16 protein-coding genes are annotated in these 24,596 nt (G+C 48.7%); 5 read left to right on the plus strand and 11 right to left on the minus strand.

Going from position 1 to position 24,596, the window contains the following annotated elements:
• The first annotated feature begins 154 nt into the window (after positions 1 to 154).
• The 5 genes from Q1V85_RS06445 to Q1V85_RS06465 all read left to right on the plus strand — a co-directional run bounded on the left by Q1V85_RS06445 (position 155) and on the right by Q1V85_RS06465 (position 6,882).
• Complete coding sequence (locus Q1V85_RS06445) at positions 155 to 1,057, plus strand: hypothetical protein (RefSeq protein WP_300598469.1); 903 nt, start codon at positions 155 to 157, stop codon at positions 1,055 to 1,057.
• Between the two features lie 225 nt (positions 1,058 to 1,282).
• Positions 1,283 to 2,719 (plus strand): RtcB family protein, encoded by a 1,437-nt coding sequence (locus Q1V85_RS06450; protein WP_300598470.1) that lies wholly within the window; start codon positions 1,283 to 1,285, stop codon positions 2,717 to 2,719.
• A 262-nt stretch (positions 2,720 to 2,981) separates the two neighbouring features.
• Complete coding sequence (locus Q1V85_RS06455) at positions 2,982 to 5,156, plus strand: DPP IV N-terminal domain-containing protein (protein ID WP_300598471.1); 2,175 nt, start codon at positions 2,982 to 2,984, stop codon at positions 5,154 to 5,156.
• Between the two features lie 298 nt (positions 5,157 to 5,454).
• The gene (locus Q1V85_RS06460) at positions 5,455 to 5,865 is read left to right on the plus strand and encodes a DUF4345 domain-containing protein (RefSeq protein ID WP_300598473.1); all 411 of its coding nucleotides are present in this window, start codon (positions 5,455 to 5,457) and stop codon (positions 5,863 to 5,865) included.
• A 177-nt stretch (positions 5,866 to 6,042) separates the two neighbouring features.
• Positions 6,043 to 6,882, plus strand: coding sequence for an alpha/beta hydrolase-fold protein (locus tag Q1V85_RS06465; RefSeq protein ID WP_300598474.1), 840 nt, complete (start codon positions 6,043 to 6,045; stop codon positions 6,880 to 6,882).
• Between the two features lie 53 nt (positions 6,883 to 6,935).
• Here the strand turns inward: Q1V85_RS06465 and Q1V85_RS06470 are convergent, their stop codons facing one another.
• The 11 genes from Q1V85_RS06470 to Q1V85_RS06520 all read right to left on the minus strand — a co-directional run bounded on the left by Q1V85_RS06470 (position 6,936) and on the right by Q1V85_RS06520 (position 24,585).
• On the minus strand, positions 6,936 to 8,291 hold the full coding sequence (locus tag Q1V85_RS06470) for a Gfo/Idh/MocA family oxidoreductase (RefSeq protein WP_300598475.1): 1,356 nt from the start codon (positions 8,289 to 8,291) through the stop codon (positions 6,936 to 6,938).
• 240 nt (positions 8,292 to 8,531) lie between these two features.
• Positions 8,532 to 11,690, minus strand: coding sequence for a glycoside hydrolase family 2 TIM barrel-domain containing protein (locus tag Q1V85_RS06475; protein WP_300598476.1), 3,159 nt, complete (start codon positions 11,688 to 11,690; stop codon positions 8,532 to 8,534).
• A gap of 537 nt (positions 11,691 to 12,227) precedes the next feature.
• Positions 12,228 to 15,050 (minus strand): M16 family metallopeptidase, encoded by a 2,823-nt coding sequence (locus tag Q1V85_RS06480; protein WP_300598477.1) that lies wholly within the window; start codon positions 15,048 to 15,050, stop codon positions 12,228 to 12,230.
• A gap of 75 nt (positions 15,051 to 15,125) precedes the next feature.
• Positions 15,126 to 15,797 (minus strand): 16S rRNA (cytidine(1402)-2'-O)-methyltransferase, encoded by a 672-nt coding sequence (gene rsmI, locus Q1V85_RS06485; protein WP_300598478.1) that lies wholly within the window; start codon positions 15,795 to 15,797, stop codon positions 15,126 to 15,128.
• Positions 15,798 to 15,913: 116 nt separating this feature from the next.
• Complete coding sequence (gene purS / locus Q1V85_RS06490) at positions 15,914 to 16,159, minus strand: phosphoribosylformylglycinamidine synthase subunit PurS (protein ID WP_300598479.1); 246 nt, start codon at positions 16,157 to 16,159, stop codon at positions 15,914 to 15,916.
• Between the two features lie 67 nt (positions 16,160 to 16,226).
• Positions 16,227 to 16,970 (minus strand): CDP-alcohol phosphatidyltransferase family protein, encoded by a 744-nt coding sequence (locus Q1V85_RS06495; RefSeq protein ID WP_300598480.1) that lies wholly within the window; start codon positions 16,968 to 16,970, stop codon positions 16,227 to 16,229.
• 5 nt (positions 16,971 to 16,975) lie between these two features.
• Positions 16,976 to 17,539: a hypothetical protein gene (locus Q1V85_RS06500; protein ID WP_300598481.1), complete on the minus strand. Its 564-nt coding sequence runs from the start codon at positions 17,537 to 17,539 to the stop codon at positions 16,976 to 16,978.
• Positions 17,540 to 18,174: 635 nt separating this feature from the next.
• Positions 18,175 to 19,470 carry a threonine synthase gene (thrC, locus tag Q1V85_RS06505; protein WP_300598482.1) on the minus strand — a complete coding sequence of 432 codons (1,296 nt, stop codon included), beginning with the start codon at positions 19,468 to 19,470 and terminating at the stop codon, positions 18,175 to 18,177.
• 384 nt (positions 19,471 to 19,854) lie between these two features.
• Positions 19,855 to 20,778: a homoserine kinase gene (locus tag Q1V85_RS06510; RefSeq protein WP_300598483.1), complete on the minus strand. Its 924-nt coding sequence runs from the start codon at positions 20,776 to 20,778 to the stop codon at positions 19,855 to 19,857.
• A 106-nt stretch (positions 20,779 to 20,884) separates the two neighbouring features.
• Positions 20,885 to 23,341, minus strand: a complete 2,457-nt coding sequence (gene thrA / locus Q1V85_RS06515) for a bifunctional aspartate kinase/homoserine dehydrogenase I (RefSeq protein ID WP_300598484.1) — start codon at positions 23,339 to 23,341, stop codon at positions 20,885 to 20,887.
• Positions 23,342 to 23,634: 293 nt separating this feature from the next.
• Positions 23,635 to 24,585: a response regulator transcription factor gene (locus tag Q1V85_RS06520; protein ID WP_300598485.1), complete on the minus strand. Its 951-nt coding sequence runs from the start codon at positions 24,583 to 24,585 to the stop codon at positions 23,635 to 23,637.
• Positions 24,586 to 24,596 lie beyond the last annotated feature (11 nt).

Here is a 24,596-nt window from a genome sequence, read left to right on the forward strand (position 1 = left end):
ATTGTACTTGTTCCCTGTGTTTTTATCGTTCCTAAAGTTAAGCGCTAATCCCGATTTATACCGCAAAAAATCTACCCGCGTTTGATCGCAGTATTACCGCTCCGGTGTGAGCTTACAAACAAGACCGGTTTTTTATATCTTTACGCCCGAAGTTATGAAGATCCATCTGATCAAAACCCTACTATTTGCAACCGCGCTGCTAACCCGGTTTGCAACCGCAGCACAGGAAAAAGACCTCTGTTTTCCCTTTGAATTAACCGCCCAGAACAATTTGTCTGTTCCCGTCCGGTTAAACGGAACCGACAGCCTGCGCCTGATGTTTCATTTTGCAGCAGATGCCGTAACCTTAACCACAGCCACTACCCAAAAGATCCGTTCCGTTCGGTTTGAAACGACCGACAGTGTTTCCAGCTGGGGCGGCACAGGCAATACCTCCCGCTTTAGCAGCAACAACACCCTCCAGATCGGAGATCGTACCTGGGAGCAGCTTCCGGTATGGGAAGATCAATACTCGGGAACGGGTACAGACGGCAAATTCGGGCCGCACCTTTTTAATAAAAAGGCGCTGTTTATCAACTTTGATAAACGACAAATCACCGTAAGCGATCATGTCCCCGTAAAAGGCTATCAAAAATTTAAACTGATCCACAAACACGGAATGCTGTTTATAGAAGCCGCAATGCATGTTGGCCGCAACACCTATTTGAACCAATACCTCCTGCATACCGGCTATTCCGGCGACCTGTTGCTGGACGATGCTTTTGTAGTAAAAAATCATTTTAACAGCCTGCTTAAAGTAACCGAAACAAACGCATTAAAGGACGCCTTTGGCAATATTGTAAAAGTGCAGAAAGCCACTGTTCCGCAATTAACTATCGGCCGCTTCCGTTTTAACCATGTACCGGTCGGTTTCTTCGAAGGAAAACTGGGCACCCAGCAAATGAGTTTTATGGGCGCCGATCTGCTAAAACGGTTCAACCTCATTATCGACGCAGAACGGCAGTATATTTATCTGAAACCTAATAAACTTCACGGCACTGTTTTCTTTAAGGGATAAACAGGCGGGTTACTTTTTTTCTCCGGCGGTATTAACTCCTGCTATGCGTGCTCAATAACTACATATCGTCTGTTTTTTTTGCCATACTCCCGCCCGGAGCGTTCTGTATATCGCAATTTTTCATTTTTTATATTATTTTTTCTGACTGTGCAAATACACTGCACAGCAATGTTTCAATTTTGTTTTTGAGCATACAACAACCTTTTATTATTAAAAAACACTCTAATGAGTAAATTAAAATTAACCGGAAAAGAATTAAGACAACTGGGGTATCCCGAAGGTCCGGTCATCAGCATTGCTATGAACCTGGTGCAAAAGCATTATAAATATGAATCCAAAGAGCAGGCGCTGGACCTTTTAAAAGCGGTGTTACAGGGGCCTTCCGGCTTTTTGTCCGATCCGGTGCTGGCGGCGGTAGCACAGCAATTGGTACCGCCACCGCCCAAAGAAACCGATGGCATCGACGTATCCCTGAACCAGTCCGGGATCGCCTTTAATATTTTCGGACGGGAACATATTGAAGAAGGCGCCCTTGCCCAGATGTACACGGCAGCAAAACTACCGGTTTCCATTGCCGGCGCCCTGATGCCCGACGCCCATTATGGTTACGGGTTACCGATTGGTGGCGTACTGGCCACCCGGAACGCGGTGATCCCCTATGGTGTAGGGGTAGACATTGGCTGCCGGATGTGCCTGAGCCTTTTCGATATCGATCCAAAGGAGCTGACCAACCGCGAACATTATTTTGTACGGGAGTTGAATGAAGCTACCTTATTTGGAAGCGGTGCCCAGTTTACAAGAGCCGAGGACCACGCGGTAATGGACCACGAAGCATTTCAGCAATTGTCTTTCTTAAAGGAGCTGCACGGCCGTGCCTGGAAACAATTGGGCAGCAGCGGCAGCGGTAATCATTTTGTTGAATTTGGTATTGTGGAAATTGATGAAGCGGATGCCATCCTACAAATACCTCCGGGGCCCTACCTGGGATTATTATCGCACTCCGGCTCCCGCGCGCTGGGAGCGGCCATTGCCAATCATTATACAAAGATCGCCATCAGCAAAAGACGGCTGCCGCAGGATGCGAAAAACCTGGCCTGGCTGGATCTGAATGAGCAGGAAGGACAAGAATACTGGCTGGCGATGAACCTGGCAGGGGACTATGCGTCTGCCTGTCACCACATCATTCATGCAAAAATTGCCAAACAGCTGGGGCGTAAACCGCTAAAAATGGTGGAGAACCATCACAACTTCGCCTGGAAGGAACAGCTCGATGGTGAAGAAGTGATCGTACACCGGAAAGGGGCCACACCTGCCGGGAAAGATGTGTTGGGTATTATTCCGGGCAGCATGACCGCTGCGGGCTTTATTGTAAAAGGCCGTGGTGAAACCGCTGCCATCAACTCCGCATCGCATGGTGCCGGCCGTAAAATGAGCCGCAGCCGGGCCTTGCAGAGCATTACGGATGCCGATCTGAAAAAGGAACTGTCTAAACATGGCGTAAAGCTGATCAGTGCCGGTCTGGATGAAGCGCCCTTTGCCTATAAAGACATTGAGGTGGTGATGAAAAGTCAGCGGGCATTGGTAGATGTGGTTGGCAAATTCACTCCGAAAATTGTGAAAATGGCCGGCGATAAAATAAGGAAATGGCAGGAGAAGGAGTAATATTATAAACCGCGGAGAACGGGAGGGCATGGAGCTTCGCCGGGAGTTATGTGGCGCTATTCCCGCCGTTCCTTGCCCGCTGCGGTTCCCTATGAACCGCGAGATGCCCGGATACGAGGAGCCGCCGGTAGATGTTGAAACCACATCGGCGCTCCGCTCTCTGCGGTAAAAAAAGAAGGGCCATGCTGCCGGGCCACGGCTTTACTGATTTTTTATGGCGGTATAGAAAAAGCCTGTTAATTTAGGCCTCAAATAATAACGCATGAATTTTTCTTTCAGAAGCACCTTTTTAATACTGGGTATTCTTGTTTTTTCGGCAGGCACGGCCATTGCCCAAAAACTTCAATGGACACCGGATGGCCAGCGTTTTTACAGCTTTTCGGAAAAAGGCATTGCGGCCATCGATCCGGTGCAGCCAGCAAATAACCAGGTGTTCATGACGGAACAGGAGCTTACGCCCGCAGGAGCCTCCAAAGCACTCACCGTGCAAAGCTTCACCATTTCGCCCGATGGCAACCAGATCCTGTTATTTGCCAATACCCGACGCGTATGGCGCGAAAATACCCGGGGCGATTACTGGGTATTTGACCGCAGCGCCAAAAAACTGACCCGGCTGGGAAAAGGACACCCGGAGTCCTCCCTGATGTTTGCCAAATTTTCACCGGATGGTAAAAAAGTGGCGTATGTTTCACAACACAATATCTACATAGAAAACCTGGCGGATCAGCAACAAACGCCGGTAACAACAGATGGAACGGACCGGCTGATAAACGGAACCTTTGACTGGGCTTATGAAGAAGAGTTTGGTTGCCAGGACGGATTCCGCTGGTCGCCCGATGGCACCCGCATGGCCTATTGGAAACTGGATGCCCGCCGCATCCGGAATTTCCTCATGATCAACAATACCGATTCGCTCTATCCGTTCACCATCCCGGTAGAATATCCAAAGGTTGGCCAGGATCCCAGCTCCTGTACAATCTGGTTCTATGACGTAGCCAGCGGTAAAACAAGACCGGCCACCGTTGAAGGCGATCCCGTACAACATTATATACCCCGTATGGAATGGGCGCCCAAAGGACAATCGATCATCCTGCAGCAATTGAACCGCCGGCAGAATGATAGCCGTATTTTCCTGGTGGATGCCGCTACTGCACAGTCGAAACAAATCTACCAGGAAACCGATGCCGCCTGGATCGATATTAAAAGCCGGTGGAACGATAATGATCCCGGTGGCTGGGACTGGATCAATGATAAAGGCGAATTCCTTTGGCTTTCTGAAAAGAACGGCTGGCGCCAGATCTACAAGCTGGATCTTACCGGGAAAGAAACCCTTATTACCAAGGGTGATTATGACATAATCCAGTTCTACCTTTATGATGCTCCTACACAGACCATCTATTTTTCGGCGTCTCCGGATAACGCCACGCAAAACTACCTGTATAAGGTTGGTATCAGCAATGGAAAAGCAACCCGGGTAACGCCTCAAAACCTGAGCGGCACCAATAAGTACACCATTTCACCCAATGGGAAAATAGCGATCCTGAACCACAGCAGCGCTTCCGAACTGGCCAACGGATCTATTGTAAGCCTTCCGGGCCACCGGGAGCTGGCCCAAGCCAGGAGCCTGATGGCCTTGAGTTCCGGCGATCCCAAAGCTGAATTTTTTAAGGTTAAAACCGCCGATGGTATTGAGCTGGATGGGTGGATGGTAAAACCCGTACCCTTTGATCCAGCAAAAAAATACCCGGTCGTTTTCTACGTATACGGAGAGCCGGCATCTCAAACCGTGCTGGACAATTTCGGAGCCGGAAAGAATTTTCTTTACAATGGTAATATGGCCCGGGACGGTTATGTATACATCTCCCTGGAAAACCGGGGTGCTCCGGCTCCTAAAGGAAGCCAGTGGCGTAAAGCTATTTACCGGAATATCGGCCGCATCAATATCCGCGACCAGGCCATGGGCGCCAAAGAAATTTTAAAATGGAATTTTATCGACACCAGCCGGGTAGCCGTATGGGGATGGAGCGGTGGCGGCTCCTCTACCCTCAACCTGCTGTTCCAGTACCCGGAGATCTATAAGACCGGCATCGCTATTGCGGCCGTTACCAACCAGCTCCTTTATGACAATATCTACCAGGAACGCTATATGGGTGTACCTGTAACCAGCAATGAAGATTTTGTAAAAGGCTCTCCTATCACGTATGCCAAAAACCTCCGGGGCAACCTGCTCTATATTCATGGCACCGGCGATGATAATGTGCACTACCAGAATGCAGAGTTGCTCATCAATGAGCTGATCCGGCAGGGCAAACAGTTCCAGCTGATGAGCTATCCCAACCGTACGCATTCCATTGCTGAAGGCGACGGCACCCGCGAGCATCTTTCCGTACTTTATACCAATTATTTAAAAATCTATTGTCCGCCTGGGGGAAGGTAGGAAAGCACATTCCTGGTTCAAGGAGACGGGGAGAACTTCTGGGACGTGGAGACACAAGAACCACCTCGTCTTTCTGGCGAACCGCCCCGGCAGTCTTTGCTCCCTTGCGCTGTTGCGTGAAATAAGAACCGCTAAGACTGAAAGACACCAAAAAACACAAAGAGAAACTTAAACTTAATGCAGCTTTGAACCTTGGCGAACCGGAACAGCATCTTATCCCGTCTGCACAAAACCATTGACAAATGTCAATAGTTTCCAAAAAAGGCCTGGATATTTTTGCATCCTAAACAACAACAAGATGAAAAAAATATTCAGTTATGCCGGTTATGGATTTGTTTGTATCTCCGCGTTAAGTCTTGCATGGGTTGCGGCCCTGGCCTGGTACAATCCCCAATCGGTGATGGACCTGGTGCATGTAACGCTGAACAATACCGATGCCTTAAGCTCCATCAGGGGCGTGTACGGGGGCGTGGGCTTTTCCATCATCGCTGTACTGCTTTATGTAATGCGCCGGAACCTGGCCCATGCGCTGCTTTTCCTGACGCTGTTCTGGCTGCTCTATGCCTTATCAAGACTGGTTACCATCTGGGCAAACGGAGCACTAGGCAGCTTTGGCAGCAACTGGCTCACCATCGAAACCACCTTTGGCATTTTGGCACTGGTGCTTTACCTGGGCAACCGGAAATCAGCTCATGCAACACCATGCTAATGCTCAATAATTATTCTACATTAACCGGGGAGCGTCTATGGCGTTCCTTTGCTTTTTGCAGCACCTTGTTAAAATGTTTATAAATGATCCGTGAACGGCATTACGCATGCATACAGAGCTGACATCTTTGTTAACTTCATACACTCCTGCTATTCTAAAACCTAAATATGCACATGTATGAGATACACGATTTTACTTGCCCTGGTATTATTTGTAATAGCCTGTAATGCCCCGGGGGGCATCGCTCCGGATATTAAAAAATCCCTTTCAGCCAGAGATACCCTGCATTTTTATTCAAAAAATGTGAAGGACTCCTTTACCATCTATGTAAATCTTCCTGCCGATTATTTAGCAGACAGCAGCAAACATTTCCCGGTAGTTTATCTGCTGGATGCCAATCTCTATTTTGATATCATGGCCACCGTACTCAACAACTATACAGCAGTGGGACTTGCACCTCCGGTGATCCTCGCAGGCATCGGCTACAAAGATTTTCAAACAATGGACTCGCTCCGGAACAGGGATTATACATTTCCCACGGCGATTCCTGAATATGAGATGCCGGTAAGCGGAGGCGCTCCTCAATTCCTGAACTTCATCAACACGGAGCTGGCTCCTGCCATTGACAAACGATTCAGAACGGATACGCTGCAACAAACATTGATGGGCCACTCATTGGGTGGCTATTTTACCTGCTATGCGTTGCAGCAGCGACTGGCCGGCAAACAATACCGGTTCAGGAATTATATTGCAGCAAGCCCTTCCTTACATTACAACAACTACTTCCTGCCGAATGAACTTAAAAAAGCGGTTCCGGTACAGCACGACAGTCTTAATGTTTACATCACCTTTGGTGGCCTGGAAAAACAGGATAGCCTTTGCCGCCAACTTCCCTTGTTACTTCCATCAGGCATCACAAAAAAGATCGACATCTATTCTGCCTTAGATCATATGGACACACAGCTACCGTCTTTTGTTAAAGGTCTTCAGTGGCAGGCGGAAGCCTCGAAGCCATAAAAAAAATACCCGCCAATAACGGCGGGCATTTTTTAAAATGAACAGTTTACGTATTAATAATCATCATTGAGCGCAAATACCGGCTTGCGGTACATCCAGTCGCCCCCGGTAAAATCAGGGAACTCCACGGTCTGATGCCCCAGTGCGATTGATTGTTCGCTCAACGGCGTAATAGCGCTCCAGGTAGCCGCATCATACACGTCCATCTGCGTAGGTTCTTTCCGTTTTGCCGATTCGATGAATGAATGCATCACAAAGAAGTCCATGCCACCATGACCGGCGCCTTCTGCATCCTTGCCGTATTTTTTCCACAACGGGTGATCGTATTTATCCAGCCACTCCTGCGCCTTATCCCAGGTGTGGGGTTTGGATACACCTTCTACATAGATACCGCTGTTTACATCCATCCACAGGCCCTTGGTGCCCTGTACCCTAAAGCCCAGTGAATACGGGCGCGGCAAATTGGTATCATGCTGCAGGATCACCGTTTCACCATTCACACAGCTGATCTGTGTGGTTACAATATCGCCCAGTTTAAAGTTCACTTTGGCATTCTTATGCGTAGGGCCGCCCACATCCACGATATAATTGTGCAGACCGCGGGATTTTGTAGAAAACGCATTTAAGGATACAAAACGGTTGCCCCGGTTGATATTGATGTACTGCGCCACAGGTCCAACACCATGGGTAGGATAAAGATCGCCATTGCGCCACACGGAATGATCCGTACGCCAGCGGGATTCTGAGTATCCGTCGGTATGGCCGAATTCTACACCCTTTCCGTAAGGCGTTTTACCATCGTTGAATTTCACCCCGCGCAGATCATGCTGGTATCCGCCCTGCAGGTGCACCAGCTCTCCAAACACATTCTGGCGTACCATATTCAGCACCGCCAGCACATCCCGGCGATAGCATACATTCTCCAGCATCATTACATGCCCGTTATACCGTTCGGCCGCACGTACCACATCCCAATGGTCCTGCAAGGAGATACCCAGGATCACTTCCGTACCCACATATTTGATACCGGACTCCAGGGCGCCAATGATCATGGGTTTATGCAGTTCCCAGGGCGTTGCGATCACTACCGCTTCGATGCCTTTTTTTGCATACATATTTTTCCAGTCTTCCGGACCGTTCGAATAATATACCGGCGCCTTTTTCCCTGCTTTGGAAAATTTTTCCTTAGCGGCTTCAATACACCGCGGATCGATATCGCAAACGCCCACCACTTCCACATCATCGCGTTTTAATAAAAGATCCAGGTGCCAGATACCACGGGCGCCCACACCAACGATCGCCACTTTCAGTTTGGTAGCCGCCGTAGGTTTAAACGCCACTTCTGATGGCAGAATTGCAACCGAAGCCATGGCCAGGCCGGCGCTTTTTACAAAGTCTTTACGTTTCATCCGTATGTTATTTTTATGCCCGCCCCGCTGCCGCGGAGTCGAACGGGTTTTAATGATGCCGCTTCGTTATAGGCCGGCACATTCTTTTTTTGGATTCCGGCCGCTTTCAATAGCCGTCCGGGTGCCGTTGCAATCTGTAAGATCTAGCAACCAGCAGCCTAAGATAGTCCGAATCACAGAGATCAAAAAGGATCTGTACCGGTTTTTAAAGAGCAACCGTTTGCACAGCCACCGCCCTTTTTAACGAACAGGGCGTATCCAGTAACTGTACGTATAGGTACCGGGAGTGATCCAGTATTGCTTCAAGGGCATCGAGCCCCAGCTGTCGATTCCCTGCAGCCCCAGCTGTTTCAGATCCATATGCATGAAGATCTTGCCGGCAGGCTCCAGTTCCCCGGAATGGAATTGCTTTTTCACCGGTGCCGGATCCAGCTGCTCCAGGCTGTAGGGCAATGCCGATGCCGAAAGCACACTGTCTGCCAGCTCAAACCGCACACCAAGTCCTTTAGCATTGAGCATGCTGATCCAGCGGACATCGGTTTTGTTACCGCTCTCCTGCGGACGGGCATAGGCGAAATACTGCTGATCGATGGTTTGACTGTAGGTACCGATATTGCTGGCGGTATGGCGGTCCCAATAGTTCTCCCAGGGTCCGCGGCCATACCACCGGATCTTTGAAAATTCTTTTTCCAGTTCCAGGTCGTTCCCAATCCGCATCACCGTTTTATAATCGCCTGCATTTAGTGTGTAATTATTTTTCACCAGGATGTTTCCATCCCCATATACGGTGAATACCTGTTCGGTAGCTGCCTTTCCGTCTAAGAGGGCCGCAGTGAATGAAACCCGGTATTCATTCCTGCTTACCTGCTCCGTCTTCGCCTGGATGCCGGTTGCGGATTCATACACATTCCGCCAGTTGCGGAGCGACCGGTTCAACCCGGCACCAATATCATTATCCGTAGGTGCACGGTAAAATGCCGGACGGGGACCTTTTGCGATCACACGAGTGCCTTTTAAAGAATATTCTTCCAGGGTTCCTTTCTCCAGGTTAAATGCTGCAGTAAAGCCATTACCCTTTAACACCAGCTGACTGCCGTCTTTTGTTGCCGTAACGGCCGCAGAAGTTCCCTGGTAGTTATAAGGTACCGCTGTTCCGTTATAGGCAAATTGTTCGGCCGCCACTTCATAGTTTTTCTCGAGGAACGGTTCTTCCTTTTTCAGCCGGTAGTATACATTGAGCAAATATTCTTTTCCCTCTTTGGGTTTTAATTTTACCGGTAATACCAGCTGTGCCTTTGATTGGGGGGCTATATTCAGCCCGGCAATTGTACCCTTACCTACTACGGCTCCGTCTTCCGTAATTTCCCAATCCAGCTGCACGTTGGAAAGATCTTTAAAGAAATACCCATTGGTTACTTCGATCTCGTTATTCCCCTTATATACGGTTTTGATATTCTGATGTACCTTTTTGATCTCAATGGCCATGGGCGTCAGGTTGCGATACGCCGTTACCACCCCTTTTACACAAAAATCATTATCGCTGAAATTTTCATCAACCGGACCGCTCAGCGGGAAATCGCCCCCATAAGCCAGGATGCGTTTCCCGTTCTTTACCGTATCGATGCCCTGGTCGATCCATTCCCAGATATAACCACCCTGGGTACCGGAGGTAGATTCGATGGCATCCCAGTACTCTTTAAAGTTACCAAGACTGTTACCCATGATATGCCCATACTCGCTCATAATATAGGGCCGTCCGTCTTTGGAATTCTTCTGCCAGGCTACGCCGTTGGGTGACGGATACTGCGGGCAGATCACATCGGTATTGTAATCATATTCTGCCCGCTCATATTGTACGGGGCGACTGTCCTGCTTTTTCAGCCAATCGTACCCTTCATACATATTGATCCCGTTACCGGCCTCATTGCCCAATGACCAGGTAATGATGGAAGGGTGATTTTTATCGCGCTCATACATCCGCTGGATCCGTGCCAGGTGCGGCATGCGCCACTGCTTGTCGTTCGCAAATGTATATTCCAGGTCGTAGTAGCGTCCGTGCGATTCAATATTCGCCTCATCGATCACGTACAACCCGTATTCATCGCAAAGCTCCAGCCAGTAAGGATCGGGCGGATAATGCGAATGCCGTACCGCGTTTACGTTCAGCTTTTTCATCATCTCCATATCCTTCCGCATATCGGCCCTTGTAAGTGTATGACCGGTGCGCGCATTGTGCTCATGCCGGTTCACACCTTTAAAGAATACCCGCTTACCGTTTACCAGGAAATCGCGCCCTTTGATTTCGATGGTACGGAACCCTACGCGAACGGGTACCACTTCCAGTGTTTCACCGTTTTTATTCTTTAGTGTTATAAAGAGGGTATATAAAGCAGGGGTTTCTGCGCTCCAGGCTTTTACAGCGGGTATGGTTGTTTTAAAAGACAGATCCGTTTTATAACGTCCCAGTACGGAGAATGCCGGCAGGGTTTCCTTAAACACGGGTTTACCATTACCATCCACCAGCTCCAGCTCTACGGTTGCGGTATCTCTTTTTGAATGGAGGGTATGTGTGTCTGTTTTATAACTATTCACTGTTCCCTGGAAGGTAAAAGCGCCGTCTTTATAGTTATTTTCCAGAGTGGAACCGATCTTAAAATCGCGCAGATCCAGCAGCGGTGTTGCGTAGAGGTATACTTCCCGTTCAATGCCCGAGATCCGCCACATATCCTGGCATTCCAGGTAGCTGCCATCACTCCAGCGGTATACTTCCAGTGCTACCAGGTTCTCGCCGGGTTTTACATATTTTGTAATATCAAATTCAGCGGAGAGCTTACTGTCTTCACTATACCCTACTTTTTGTCCGTTTACCCAGATAAAAAAGGCCGACTTCACCGCGCCCAGGTGAATAAATACCTGGCGGCCATCCCAATTTTGGGGAATGGTCACTTTCTTACGGTAAGAGCCCACAGGGTTATTATCTTCCGGTATATCGAACGGGGGATTTAAGCGGCTGCCGGTCTTGGCCCTTCCGGTAAACTCATAAGGATGGTTGACATAAATCGGCAGGCCGTAGCCATTTACTTCCCAGTTGGCGGGCACCGGAAAATGGTTCCATTTGCTGTCGTCAAAATCTGTTTTGTAAAAATCCCTGGGACGTTTATTGGGATCCTGTACCCAGTTGAACCGCCAGTTTCCGTTCAGGGATATAAAATACGCGGACCGTTCTTTTTCGCTTTTTTCTGCCAGGGCTTTTGTTTCAAAGGCAAAGGCATTGGCCCGCATGGGCATCCGGTTTACCGAAACAACTTCCGGCGTCTGCAATTCCGAGGGGAGGGACTGTCCCCATACAAACCCGGCGAGCAACAAGCTTCCCGTTAGTGATAGTATCTGCTTCTTCATAATTAATAAACAAGTATTGGTAGCTCCAAAGGCGCTAATTTAGAAAAATTGGCATTAGCCGGAGGAAGGTTTTTTCCTGTGCAAACGGTAAACCGGTGCCCCGTCTGAACTTACCGAACCGCTCAAACCCTGGCTCAGACAGCATTTCATTAGAACCCGGTGCAGCCGCGACCGATCCGTGCAATCGTTTGTACAAGCCGTAAGGAGGAATGTAAATTGTGCACATTGGGGTATAATTAACCGCAGAGAACGGCAGAACACGGAGGTGCGCTCGCGCTTTACGAGAAGGCATATTATGCCCATAAATAACCTTTGCGGATACTTTGCAAACCTGGCGGTAAAATTAACCGCGAAGGCGCGGGGGCGCGGAGACGAGATAGAATATATGTTCGACCACTTCTGCTTGTGGTTCCTGAAAATTCCCGAGATGGATTAACCGCGGAGAACGGCAGAACGCGGAGATGTGCCGGGTAATAAAAAGGAATGACCGTTGTTGTCATTCCTTTACAAACGTATGGTTCAAAAAAGTGCCGTCCGTTATTTCTTCTCTGGTTGCAATACCGCTGTTACCACGTTGCCGCTGGAAAAGAGCTTCTTTGCCGCTGCCTGTACCGATGCCGGCGTTAAGGCATTGATGTATTTGGCCGTATTCAGAAAACGATCCGGATCTTTTTTCTCCAGTCTTGCTGCCAGCAGGTATTCGAGCCAGGAACCGTTTTGCTTCATCGCCACTTTGTCCTGCTCCAGCCATTGCTGCTTTACCTTATCCAGGTTTTCTTTAGAAGGGCCCTTAGTTTCAATACTTTTTATTTCGGCGCTCATCGCCTTTAACAGCGTGTCTACTTTTGACGGCCCTGTAGGCAGCTGTGTAAAGAAGTTATAATGCGCATAAGGCAGGCGTTCGATGCTTACCGATGTTCCGCCACCATAAATGCCCTGTATCTTTTCCCGGAGTTCCTCGATCACCCGGATGTTCAGTACCTCGCTTACGGCACGCATATTCAATGCCAGGTCCGGACTGTATACCAGGTCTCCGCTCACCAGTGAAAGGATCAGGCTCTTTTCTGCTTCACCTTTGTATACGGTGAGATCTACCTTTCCCTTTACCGGGCGTACGCCATTGTCTGTGTAGGCAAATTTCCGTTTTGTAGCCGGCAAGCCACCGATATAGGTCTCCACCAGTGGTTTTAACACGGCCTCATCAATACTGCCCACAAAAGCAAACTGCATACCGCTGGCATCCCCAAAATGCTCTTTATAGATCTGAAGCGCCCGGCTCATATCGATCTGGTCGAAATACTCCGGACGTGGCACAGCCACAGGCGCCAGCGGATTGTTCCTGTAAAGCGTTTTGAACAGTGTGTCTACAAAAACGGTTTGCGGATCGGAAAGGGAATACACTACACTTGCTTTGCTCTTTTGTATAAAAGACCGGAACAATGCCGTATCCACCCGGGGTGCCGTTGCTCTAAGATATAATATCTGCAGCATGGTTTCCAGGTCTTTCACGCTCGAACTACCCGATAGTTCGTCCGTAATTCCACCCAGTGAAGCTTGTACCGATGCGGTTTTCCCCGCTAATGCTTTTTGCAGATCGGTAGGCGAAAAGCTGCCATAGCCCATGGCACCTGCCACGCTTAATGCATACCAGGCATTGTATTTATCCGCCACGCTATAGCCATTGATGCCTCCGTAACGGCGGGCTCCCATCCGGATCTCATCGTCTTTAAAATCGGTTTTCTTAAAGGTTACGGTAGTTCCGTTGCTGAGCTCCCAGGTTTTGGTACCCAGTTTGGTATCTGTTGTTTCTTTCAGGATCTTCCCTGGTTTGGGCCGGCTGGGTAATAGCTCCGTTGCTACCACTTTTTCCTCATCGGCCCGGAGGTCGGTTCTTGCCATTACATTGGCTGCTGCAGTCACCAGGTCGGAGGCCACCGGTAGTTCAGCGGCTGTGGGTCCGGTAAGTGTAACAAAATAATTGGATTGCTGCTGCAGCGACTGCGCAAACGCATTCACTTCTTTTAATGTGATCTGGGGCAACAGTTCCTTTGTATACTCCCGTTCCTTGGCAATACCAGGAATGGGTTCATTGGTAAGAAAGTTACGGATGTATTCATCCACATAATTGGACGATTCGGTTTTCTCCCGTTCATTGTACGCCTTATCCATACCTGCTTCGATCGTCTTTTTTACCCGGTCCAGTTCCGGTTGCGTAAAACCAAAACGCTTTGCTTTTTCGATCGCTTCCACGATCGTTTCCAGGCCTTTCTTTGCATCGGCGGCAGTGGCTACGCCGGCCCCCGCATTGAACTGGTCGTAATTGCGGGCATAGCTTCCAAAATAGGTATAGCCATACAGGAAGGGAGGGTTTGCCTGCTGTGTCAGATCCCGCAAACGCTGGTTGAGCATGCTGGAGAAAATATTTTTAACAAGGTCCTGTTCGTATTCACCCACCGTTTGAGCTTCTTTAGAAGGAAAGGCGCTGTAGGCAATACCCACGGTATAATTGGTGGCCTCTTTGTCTGTAACCACCATGCCGTCATTGCCGGTATAGGGCTTTACATCGGCATAGGTTCTTGTACGCGGAGCCGTGGGATTTTCCAGGCCACTGAAATGTTTTTTAACCATCGCCTCTGCTGTGGCCGGATCTACATCCCCAACGACTACAACGGCCATCAGGTTTGGACGATACCAGTCTTTATAAAACGAACGGATCAGGTCCGGGTTATAGTTCCGGATAATGGAATCCACGCCAATGGGCAGACGGTCTGCATACCGGCTGCCAGCAAACAGCCGGGGATAGATCTGGCGAAACATCCGGTCATCTGCACCCTTGCCCAGCCGGCTCTCTTCCAGGATCACATTCCGCTCCTCATTGATATCATCCGTATTATAGGTCACATTGTGCGCCCAGTCTTCCAGTATCTGGAAGCCCTTTTCAAGGTTTCCGGGTTTATCGGTTGGAATGGGCAGCATATACACCGTTTCATCAAAAGCGGTATAGGCATTCAGGTCATTTCCAAACCCCACCCCAATGCTTTGCAAAAAACTTACAATATCATTCTTTTTAAAATTACGGGTTCCGTTAAAGGCCATATGTTCGGCCATATGCGCCAGTCCCTGCTGGTTGTCCGCTTCCAGGATGGAGCCGGCATTGAGCACCAGCCGCAGTTCCACCTTTTGCTCGGGCTTTTTATTCTGCCGGATATAGTAGGTTAAGCCATTGGATAGTTTCCCGATTTTTACTTTTGCATCTACCGGGATGGAGTCGGTCAGTTTCACCTGGGCAGTCAGACCAAGGCCAGCTGATAAAAGAAACAACAAGGCTATTCCTTTTACCAGGATCGTTTTTTGTTTCATATAACGTCTTCGCGTTTAAAATAAAAAGATTAAAAATAACAGTTGTTAGCAAAAATAAGCAAATGGCGCGTTTGGTTATTTATCGTCCATTCCCTTTACTATGATTACAATTTCCCCTTTTACCGTTTTTTGAGAAAAGTAGGCGGCCACTTCCGTAAGGGTTCCCCGCTGGGTTTCTTCATATAATTTGGTGAGCTCCCGGCTCACACTGCATTCCCGGTCAGCGCCAAAATACCCCGCCAGGTCGTTCAGTGTTTTTACCAGGCGCAGGGGCGATTCATAAAAGATCATGGTCCGTTCTTCCGTTTTCAGGCTTTCCAGCAAACTATGCCGGCCTTTTTTCAGGGGAAGAAACCCTTCAAAACAAAACCGGTTGGTGGGCAGTCCGCTGTTGACCAGGGCAGGAACAAATGCAGTGGCACCCGGCAGCGACTCTACTTTTACACCGGCTTTTACACAGGCCCGCACCAGCAGAAAGGCCGGATCAGAAATACCGGGAGTTCCGGCATCGGTAACCAGGGCCATCTTTCGCCCGGCCATCAATTGATCGACCAGGTGGGCGGTTATTTTATGTTCATTATGCTGGTGATAGGGCGTAAGCGGCTTACTGACCTGGTAATGGTTCAGCAAATGGGAAGTATTGCGGGTATCTTCCGCAAGGATCACATCCACATCCTTCAGCACTTCCAACGCCCGGAAGGTGATGTCCTTTAAATTACCAATGGGTGTGGGAACGAGGTACAGCATTTAAAAATGTAAAATGCGGAATATAAAATAAGAAATGTAAAACAGGCAGCATGACGGGTATGGAGTACTGAATCCTTGATTCCTGACCTCAACACCAGGTGCCTGTTCCGGATCCGTTATAGTACGGTTACCTCAAAATATTCCATTACCGCATTGGCAAGCAGTTTTTTAGCAGCTTCTTCGCCAATGCGTTGCGCATCCTCTTTAGAGGCCGCATCTACCTGTAAGGTGATGTTTTTTCCTACCCGAACATCGGTAACGGTACCCAGGCCCAGATTTTCCAATCCGCCCAGAACGGCTTTACCCTGAGGATCTAATAACTCTTTTAACGGCATGATCACCACCTGTACTGTATAACTCATACTCTTTCTTTGTTGCGCTGTATGTTGTTTAAAATATTTGTTTATCCTGAACCTCCCCACATGAAAATCAACCCTGCCGGTTCGGTTTAAAAATCAAAGATACAATAACATAGGCTACAAATACCACCGGAACCGCCATCCATTTAAAAAAGACGGCCGATAAAACGGCAATCAGTACCAGTAGTAATTTATCCGTATTGGCTTTCAGGGTATAGGCCTTAAACTTCAGGCTGATAATGGGCAGGTTGCTTACCATCAGTCCGCTGATGATGATGATAGTGGCATAAAGCACCACCGGGTTAAACACAAAGTCATTTACCGCCGGCGTATCGTAATAGGCAATTACAGGAAATGAGGCAATGGTTAGCCCGGCTGCCGGTGTCGGAATACCTTTAAAATAGTAGCGTTGCTCTTTATCCAGGTTAAACTTGGCCAGGCGCCAAACCGCCGCGCAGGGAAAAATAAGCGCGGGCAACAGCCACCACTGGTTCATACCCGCATGACCAGACCATCCTATCTCCAGCAACCGGTACAGGATCATACCCGGCGCCACACCAAAACTTACGGCATCGGCCAGCGAGTCCAGCTGCTCTCCCATGGCCGAAGTGGCCTTAAATAACCGGGCCACAAACCCGTCCAGGAAATCGACGATGGCGGCGAGTAATAAAAAAAAGCTGCCGACGATCATCCCAGTGGTGGGACCTTTATCACCGGTATCAAAAAAAAGCGGTTCCGGCTGCAGGATGGCTTTTATGGCCAAACAGCCAAATACCAGGTTCAGCAGCGTAAATAAATTGGGAATCTGTTTCATAACAATCAGGTCAACCGGGCAGCCAGCTGGTCGTTAATTTTTTTATACAAATGATAGGGCTTATATACTCTCCAGTTATGGATCTCCATCAGTTCGATGAACTGGTTCAGTTTGGCCTGTTTAAAATCATACTGGGTTTGGGAAGGCATATTCAGGCACACGATCCACCCATCGGCATCGCTGAGCTCTTCATGCAGTTCTTCGTAATAATCCCGGTCGCCGCTATGAAAATTCAGCACATTCTCCGCAATCAGGATGAATTTAAAAATCCCTTCCGCCATAAACACTTCCAGCACATCCCGTTTAAGGGTCATGATGTCATTCTCCACCGCATCATTCCATTCCCCTATCAGCTCGATAATGGCATATCCTTCTTCATAGTCTGCCATCAACACTTTGAGGTATAAAGTACGGCTTCCGAAAAAATCCCATTGAGGATGGATATAATAATTATAAACAGCATCTTTATATTCAAACTGGGAATGCTCTACCCCGTAGAAGGGAGAACGCTCGTCTTCCTCGCTTAAATAGATATGCTGCCAATTGTAATAAGGTTCTATATCATGCACGATGCGAAATTAGTGTTTTTGCCACAGAAACACAGGGGGTCGCGAATACACAGTCATCAGCTATCAGTCGTCAGCGGTCAGCTTTCAGTTGATTCGTCCGGGATCGGGGATTTGACATCTTGCATTGAGTATTAAACGGATCTAACCTGAAACGGCGTTCAGATATCAGCCGTCAGCCATCAGCAGATTACGTATGGAATCGGAGATCTGACATTATACGCGGAAAAAGAACAGAGAATTAACACTGTTCATCAGGTAACAAACGAAAGCCAACCCGCCATGGCGGGCACACCAGGAACTTTAAACTTGAAACGTGAAACGGCGTTCAGCCGTCAGTCTTCAGTTGTCAGTCTTCAGTGTCAGTGTTACACATCAAGTATAAAATCGGATCTAACGTGGAGCTTTATCCCGATTCTCGGGAAAACCTGAAACAGGCGTCTAGCCGTTAGCGTTCGGTACCCGTAAGCGTAAATCAATTCGTATGTGTGAAAAACACCCTGTCCTCGTTTGTCTCCCTGTCCCCCCAAAAGCTACAGCTTTCAGTTGATTACGTCCGGGATCTGGGATTTGCCCTTTCTCATCGGGTATGAACAGGAGCTAACGTGAAACTTTGAACCTTAAACCGGAAACGGCTTTCAATTGATCAGGTAGGCTTTAAACGCCTCATAATCCGGCGGCATGGCGATAGCCTGTTTGGGTTGGAGCATGAGTTCTTGCAACGACTCAGGGATTTCAACATCCGTACCGGTAGCCTGTTTTACAGCATCGGGAAATTTTACGGGATGCGCAGTTTCCAGGATGAATCCTTTCCCATCGGGGTGCGCCTGCTGATAATCTTCCAGGGCTTTGTAGGCCACTGCACCATGCGGATCCAGCGTATAGCCGGTTGCGTGGTATACCCGTGCAATGGTGGCAATGGTATCGGCATCAGAAATACTTACGGCCGAAAGCTGCTCTTTCAGTTTCGGAAACTCCTGATGGAACAATTCCATAATCCGCACAAAATTGCTGGGATCGCCCACATCCATGGCATTGGACAGGGTTGCTACCGTTGTCCTGGGTTGCCAGTTTTCTGTTTGTAAAAAGGCCGGCACCACATCATTGGCGTTACAGGCCGCAATAAAATGGCCCAGGGGCAAACCCGTTTCCCTGGCCAGCAGCCCGGCACAGATATTTCCAAAATTACCGCTGGGCACTACCACTACCGGAGCCACAGCATTTCCCTTCCATTGCTTATACGCAAAGAAATAATAAAACTGCTGGGGCAGCCATCGCGCCACGTTGATGGAATTGGCAGAGGTAAGAAAACGTTTGGCATGTATATCCGCATCCGTAAACGCCTGTTTTACCATCCGCTGGCAGTCGTCAAAACTACCCGCAACTTCAAGCGCTACAATGTTTTTACCCATGGCGGTGAGCTGTTTTTCCTGAACCGGGCTTACACGTCCCTGGGGATACAGGATCACTACATTTACGCCCTCCACCCCATAAAAACCGCTGGCAACGGCACCACCGGTATCACCGGATGTAGCCACCAGCACCGTTACTTCCTTTTCCTGGTCCTTCAAAAAGTATCCCAGGCAACGGCTCATAAACCGGGCGCCCACATCCTTAAAGGCCAGGGTAGGTCCGTGAAATAATTCCAGTGCAGCAATGCTTTCCGTAACCGGTTGCAGGGGGAAGGGAAAGTTTACCGTTTGCGCTACAATATCAAACAACACATCCTCAGGGATGCTGTCTCCCACATAGGGCCGGATAACGCGGAAAGCCAGTTCGGCTTCCGGAAATCTTTCAATATTTTTTACCAGGTCTGCTTCTATACGCGGCAGTTTTTCGGGAAAATACAAGCCCTTATCCGGAGCCTGGCCCATTACAGCAGCTTCCTTAAAACTTACATTCGGCGACCTGCGATTTAAACTGTAATAATTCATCGTTTTCTTTTTAATGTTCCTGTTAGCTGGCATCGAATCGTTTATAAGTTGCCAGCGATTGCAATTAACCATCTGCTCTTAGCGTTCAGCATTAAGCATTTACCAGCTCCAGGTTTGAGGTTTAAGGTTGAGATTCGGGATTAACACCCGATGTGGTTATTTTACCCCGAAGCTGCCGCCCCCCTGCCGGATAAAACCGGCCTGTCCCCTATTGACCATTCACCATTCAATGCAGTTTCCTGTAGCATTTTTTATGGTTGCCGCAGATTCGCTGATTGTGCCTGCAGCGCTTTTCTGCGACATTGTTATAGCTAACGCCGATACCAAAATCTGTGCATCTGCGGCTTTAAGGGAACGCATTGACTCCCCATTGACCATTGCCTATTAACTATTCACTACCTCCGCTCCTCTATTATTAATCGTAGTTACGTACACATAATGATCAATGCCAATACCGGAATAGATCGTCTTCATGATACCGGCTACATCCAGTGCTATGGCTTCTGTTTCACTAAGCATAAAGATCGACGGGCCCGAACCGGAGATACCCCCGCCCAGGGCTCCTGCTTCTTTGCACTGGCGTTTTACTTCATCAAAACCAGGGATCAGAATACTTCTGACCGGCTCGATGATCACATCCTCCAGCGAGCGGCTGATCAGCGCTTTGTCGTTCCGCATAAAACCAGCCACCAGTCCGGCAATATTTCCCCATTGTTTGATCGCATCCTTCAGCAATACCTTTTGCTTCAGGATCTGCCGGGCATCGGCGGTGCGTACCTCTATCTGCGGATGGACCACGGTTACAAATAATTCCGGTGCGGCAAGCGGTACAATATCCATCGGATGAATCGAACGGATCAGTGTAATTCCACCCAGGATACAGGGCGTTATATTATCTGCATGTTTTACACCGCTGGCCAGCTTTTCCCCAATCATGGCCAGCTGTACCAGCTCATCCGTTGTAAAACGGTTTCCCAATAGCAAATTGGCCCCAACCGCAGCACCGGCGGCGCTGGCGGCACTGGATCCCAATCCACTGCCCGGCTTGATCCGCTTTTCAATGGTGACCTCAAACCCGATATTGCCACCGGCCTTTTCCATGGCCGCCAGTAACACCACACCCGCTACATTCTGCTCCGGATCGGTGGGCAGCCCAAAATTATCTTTATTGTGTATGATCACGCGCGGCTCGCTGAGCAGGCGGAATTCCATGATATCATAGGGGTCATTCAATGCGAGCCCCAGGATATCAAACCCACAAACCAGGTTGGCTACGGTACCGGGTGATTTTATTTTTACTTGTTTCATCGTGAGATGTCTGCGATTAGTGAGATGTTGTTTAGTGAAAAGGGAATGGGCAATAGTCTGTCGCTGCGTTTTGCCATCCATCGAAAGTCCCAATGCGATGCATGCCTTATTCATTTACGGCGCGCATAATATCGGCGAACACCCCGCTGGCCGTTACGTCTGCGCCGGCACCGGCACCTTTTACTACCAGGGGTTGCTCGGGATAACGGGCGGTGTAAAACAGCACCACATTGTCCTTTCCGTATAAATGATACAGGTCATTCTCCGGTTTTACATGCTGTAATCCCACAGAAGCTTTTCCTTCATTAAATGTGGCTACAAATTTCAGTTTACTGTTTGCAGCCTGGGCGGCACTCAGCAAGCTTTTAAAATGCGCTTCTTCTTTTTCCATCGCTTTGTAAAAGGCATCCACAGAACCTTCCATACAGGATGCAGGCATAAAAGAATGGTTGGTGATATCCTCCATCTCCATTTCATAACCGGCCTCCCTGGCCAGGATGAGAATCTTGCGCATTACATCCGTACCACTCAGATCCAGGCGCGGATCGGGTTCGGTATATCCTTCTTCCTGCGCCTGTTTTACCACCGATGCAAACGAACGGGATCCATCATAATGATTAAATACAAAATTGAGCGTGCCACTTAATACGGCTTCAATGCGTTTGATCTCATCCCCGCTGCGGCGCAGGTCATTCAATGTGCCAATTACAGGCAACGCAGCGCCTACATTGGTCTCAAACAGGAATTTGGCATTGAATACATGGGCCAGTTCCTTTAATTTTTTATATTCGGAGAACGGAGAAGCTGCTGCAATTTTGTTACAGGCCACCACAGCGATGCTTTTCTGTAACATTTTGTCGTATACTTTGGCCACCTCCTTATTTGCGGTAACATCTACAAAAATAGAATTCCGCATATTGCGTTTAATGATCTCCTGTGCAAACTCGGTGATGGAAGCCGGCTCTCCTCCCGCCAGGGATTCTTTCCAGCCGCTTAGGGAAATACCGCGCTCCTTAAAGATCATCTTGCGGCTGTTGCTGATGCCCACTACGCTCACATTCAATTTAAGATGCTGGATGAGGAAGGCATGCTGCTGTTTTAATTGTTCCATCAGTTTGGCGCCCACATTGCCCAGTCCTACAATAAACAGGTTAAGCTGCTTCTGGATGGTTTCAAAAAACTCTTCATGCAATACGTTGATGGCTTTGCGCACATCATCGGTAGCAATCACCGTGCTGATATTTTTTTCTGATGAGCCCTGGGCAATCGCACGGATATTGATCCCGTTCCGTCCCAAAGCGCCAAACATCCGGCCACTGACACCGGGCAGGCTTTTCATATTTTCTCCCACCAGGGCCACAATAGAAAGATGGGTTTCGGCCTTCAGCGGTTCTACTTTATTGAGCGCGATCTCATCTCCAAAAGTTTTGTCTACCACCTTTTTTGCAGCGGGCAGGTATTTCTGATCAATGGCCACACAAATTGAATGCTCCGAAGAACTTTGTGTGATCAGCACCACGTTGATCCGCTCTTTGCTCAGGGCTTCAAATAAGCGTTTGGAAAAACCGGGAATACCGATCATACCACTGCCTTCCAGGCTTAGCAATGCAATATTGTTTACGCTGGAAATACCGCTCACAATATGTTCCCTTACCACCTTGGCATCTTTTACCTTACCGCCCACCACGGTTCCGGGCATTTCCGGAGCGAAGGTATTTTTAATGTACAGCGGAATATTTTTGCTCATCACCGGCTGGATGGTAGGCGGGTACAATACCTTGGCCCCAAAATGCGATAGTTCCATGGCTTCACTGTATGAAATGCGGTCAATGACCTTTGCATTGGCCGCCAGGCGTGGATCAGCGGTCATCATCCCGTTCACATCCTTCCATACCTGCAGCGATTCTGCATCAATGGCCGCGGCGATTAAAGCCGCTGTATAGTCGGATCCGCCGCGTCCGAGCGTGGTGGTTACGCCCTGCTCATCGGCGCCAATAAACCCGGGGACCAGGAACACATTGCTTTTATTCTCTTTGAAATATTTTTTTATTTCCTTCTCTGTAGCTTCAAGATGTACTTCTGCATGTGTGTAATCGCTGTTGGTAAAAATAAACTGGCGGGCATCCTTCCACTGCACAAACAAACCCTGGTGTTTAAAGGCTTCCGCAATGATCTGCGAAGACAGCCATTCTCCAAAGGCCGCCAGGCGGTCCTGGTTCTTGGGGGTGATTTCTCTTAGTAAAAAGATACCATTGCAGATCTCTTCAATTTCATTGATCGTCTTTTTTACCAGGCTCAGCAGGGAACTTTGAGCGGCAATGGGGATCAGTTCCTTGATGGTTTCAAAATGGCGCTGTTCAATGGTGTTTACCTTCGACCGGAAATCTTCGTTGCCTTCGGCGGCTTCTTTACCAGCCATTAAAAGGAGATCCGTAATACCGCCCAGTGCGGAAACAACAACAACTATGGAATTTTTTTTTGCGGCATGATCCACAATGGCTGCCACTTTTTTTATGTTCTCAGCATTGGCTACAGAAGAGCCTCCAAACTTAAAGACCTGCATGAATTCGATTTAGTAATAGTAAGAAATAAGGAGTAAAACCCGGAAGAAAGACGGCAGAATGCCCAATGGATGATATAGCAGCGTACAACCCTCAAGGGGTTGTGGTAATAATGGTAGTCGTAGTGCCGTTACCGGAACTTACCGCAGATTGAATATTTTGAAAATTGTACTGCATTTTGTTAGATACCACCGCAAGATAAGGAAGAATTATTAAAACAATACCACCGGTTCCGATTTTTTTTTGAAATACATACAGCCGGCCCGTTCCTGTTGCAGCCACCGGAGCACCACAGCTATAAATGGGAATGTTTCCATTGCAAGGGCGAAACCCCGGTATGTTTTCTGAAAAATTTGCTGAAAGCCGCTGTGGATCCATAATTCAGCTGGTGCGCCACCATGCCGATATTATTGGCCGGATTGTTCAGCAGCAACCGGGCCTCGCTCAGCAGGGTTTCCGCGAGTATCGCTGCCGGCGTTTTGCCGGCAATATTGCGACAAACCCGGATGAGGTAACGGCTGCTGATGAACAGCCGGTCGGCATAAAACTGCAGCGCCTGCTCCGTCTTGAAATAAGCCGGCACCAGTTTCATGAACTGCATAAATAACGCCTCCTCCCTGCCCAGCCGTTTCCGCTGCAACTGGTTGCGGTACCGGAAATAGATCTCAGCAGTTTCAAACAACAGGTAAAGGATCAGGCTTTGCATTTTCTGTTGCTGAAAAACGCTGTCTTCGAGCGACTGATCATATACCCGGTCCAGGAGTTTACCCAGCAGCACGGCCTCCGCTTTTGTAAAGGGTACATGGGTGAGGGTATCAAAATTAAAAAAGCCCAGGTGCTCCAGCTGTCGGGCATCCAGGATATTCCTTAGTAAAAACCCACGCTCAAATACCAGCAGCCGGGCCCTGAAGGTTGTTGTATGTTCCTGCACCTGCAGGATGCTGCTGGGAATGGCGGTAAAAAACGTATGGGGTTGTATCCATACTTCTTCATTGTTAATGCGCAGCCGGGCACGACCGGCGGTGCAGATTCCGTACACATAAAATCCTACCCGGAACGGCTTCTCCGGATGTTCCACAATACCGGATCCCCTGGAAATGAACCAGGGCCGGGCCTGATCGGCATAGCCAAAAAGCTGTAAGATGGCCCTGATATTTTTTGTTGAATCCTTTGGCATAACGGATGCGACCCCCTGGCAGCGATCGCCGGCCATACGGCCGCGCACCGCTCCTGAAAGGTGCGACAAGTTAATAAGTA

The sequence above is a fragment of the Niabella sp. genome (assembly GCF_030150205.1).
GTDB lineage: Bacteria > Bacteroidota > Bacteroidia > Chitinophagales > Chitinophagaceae > Niabella.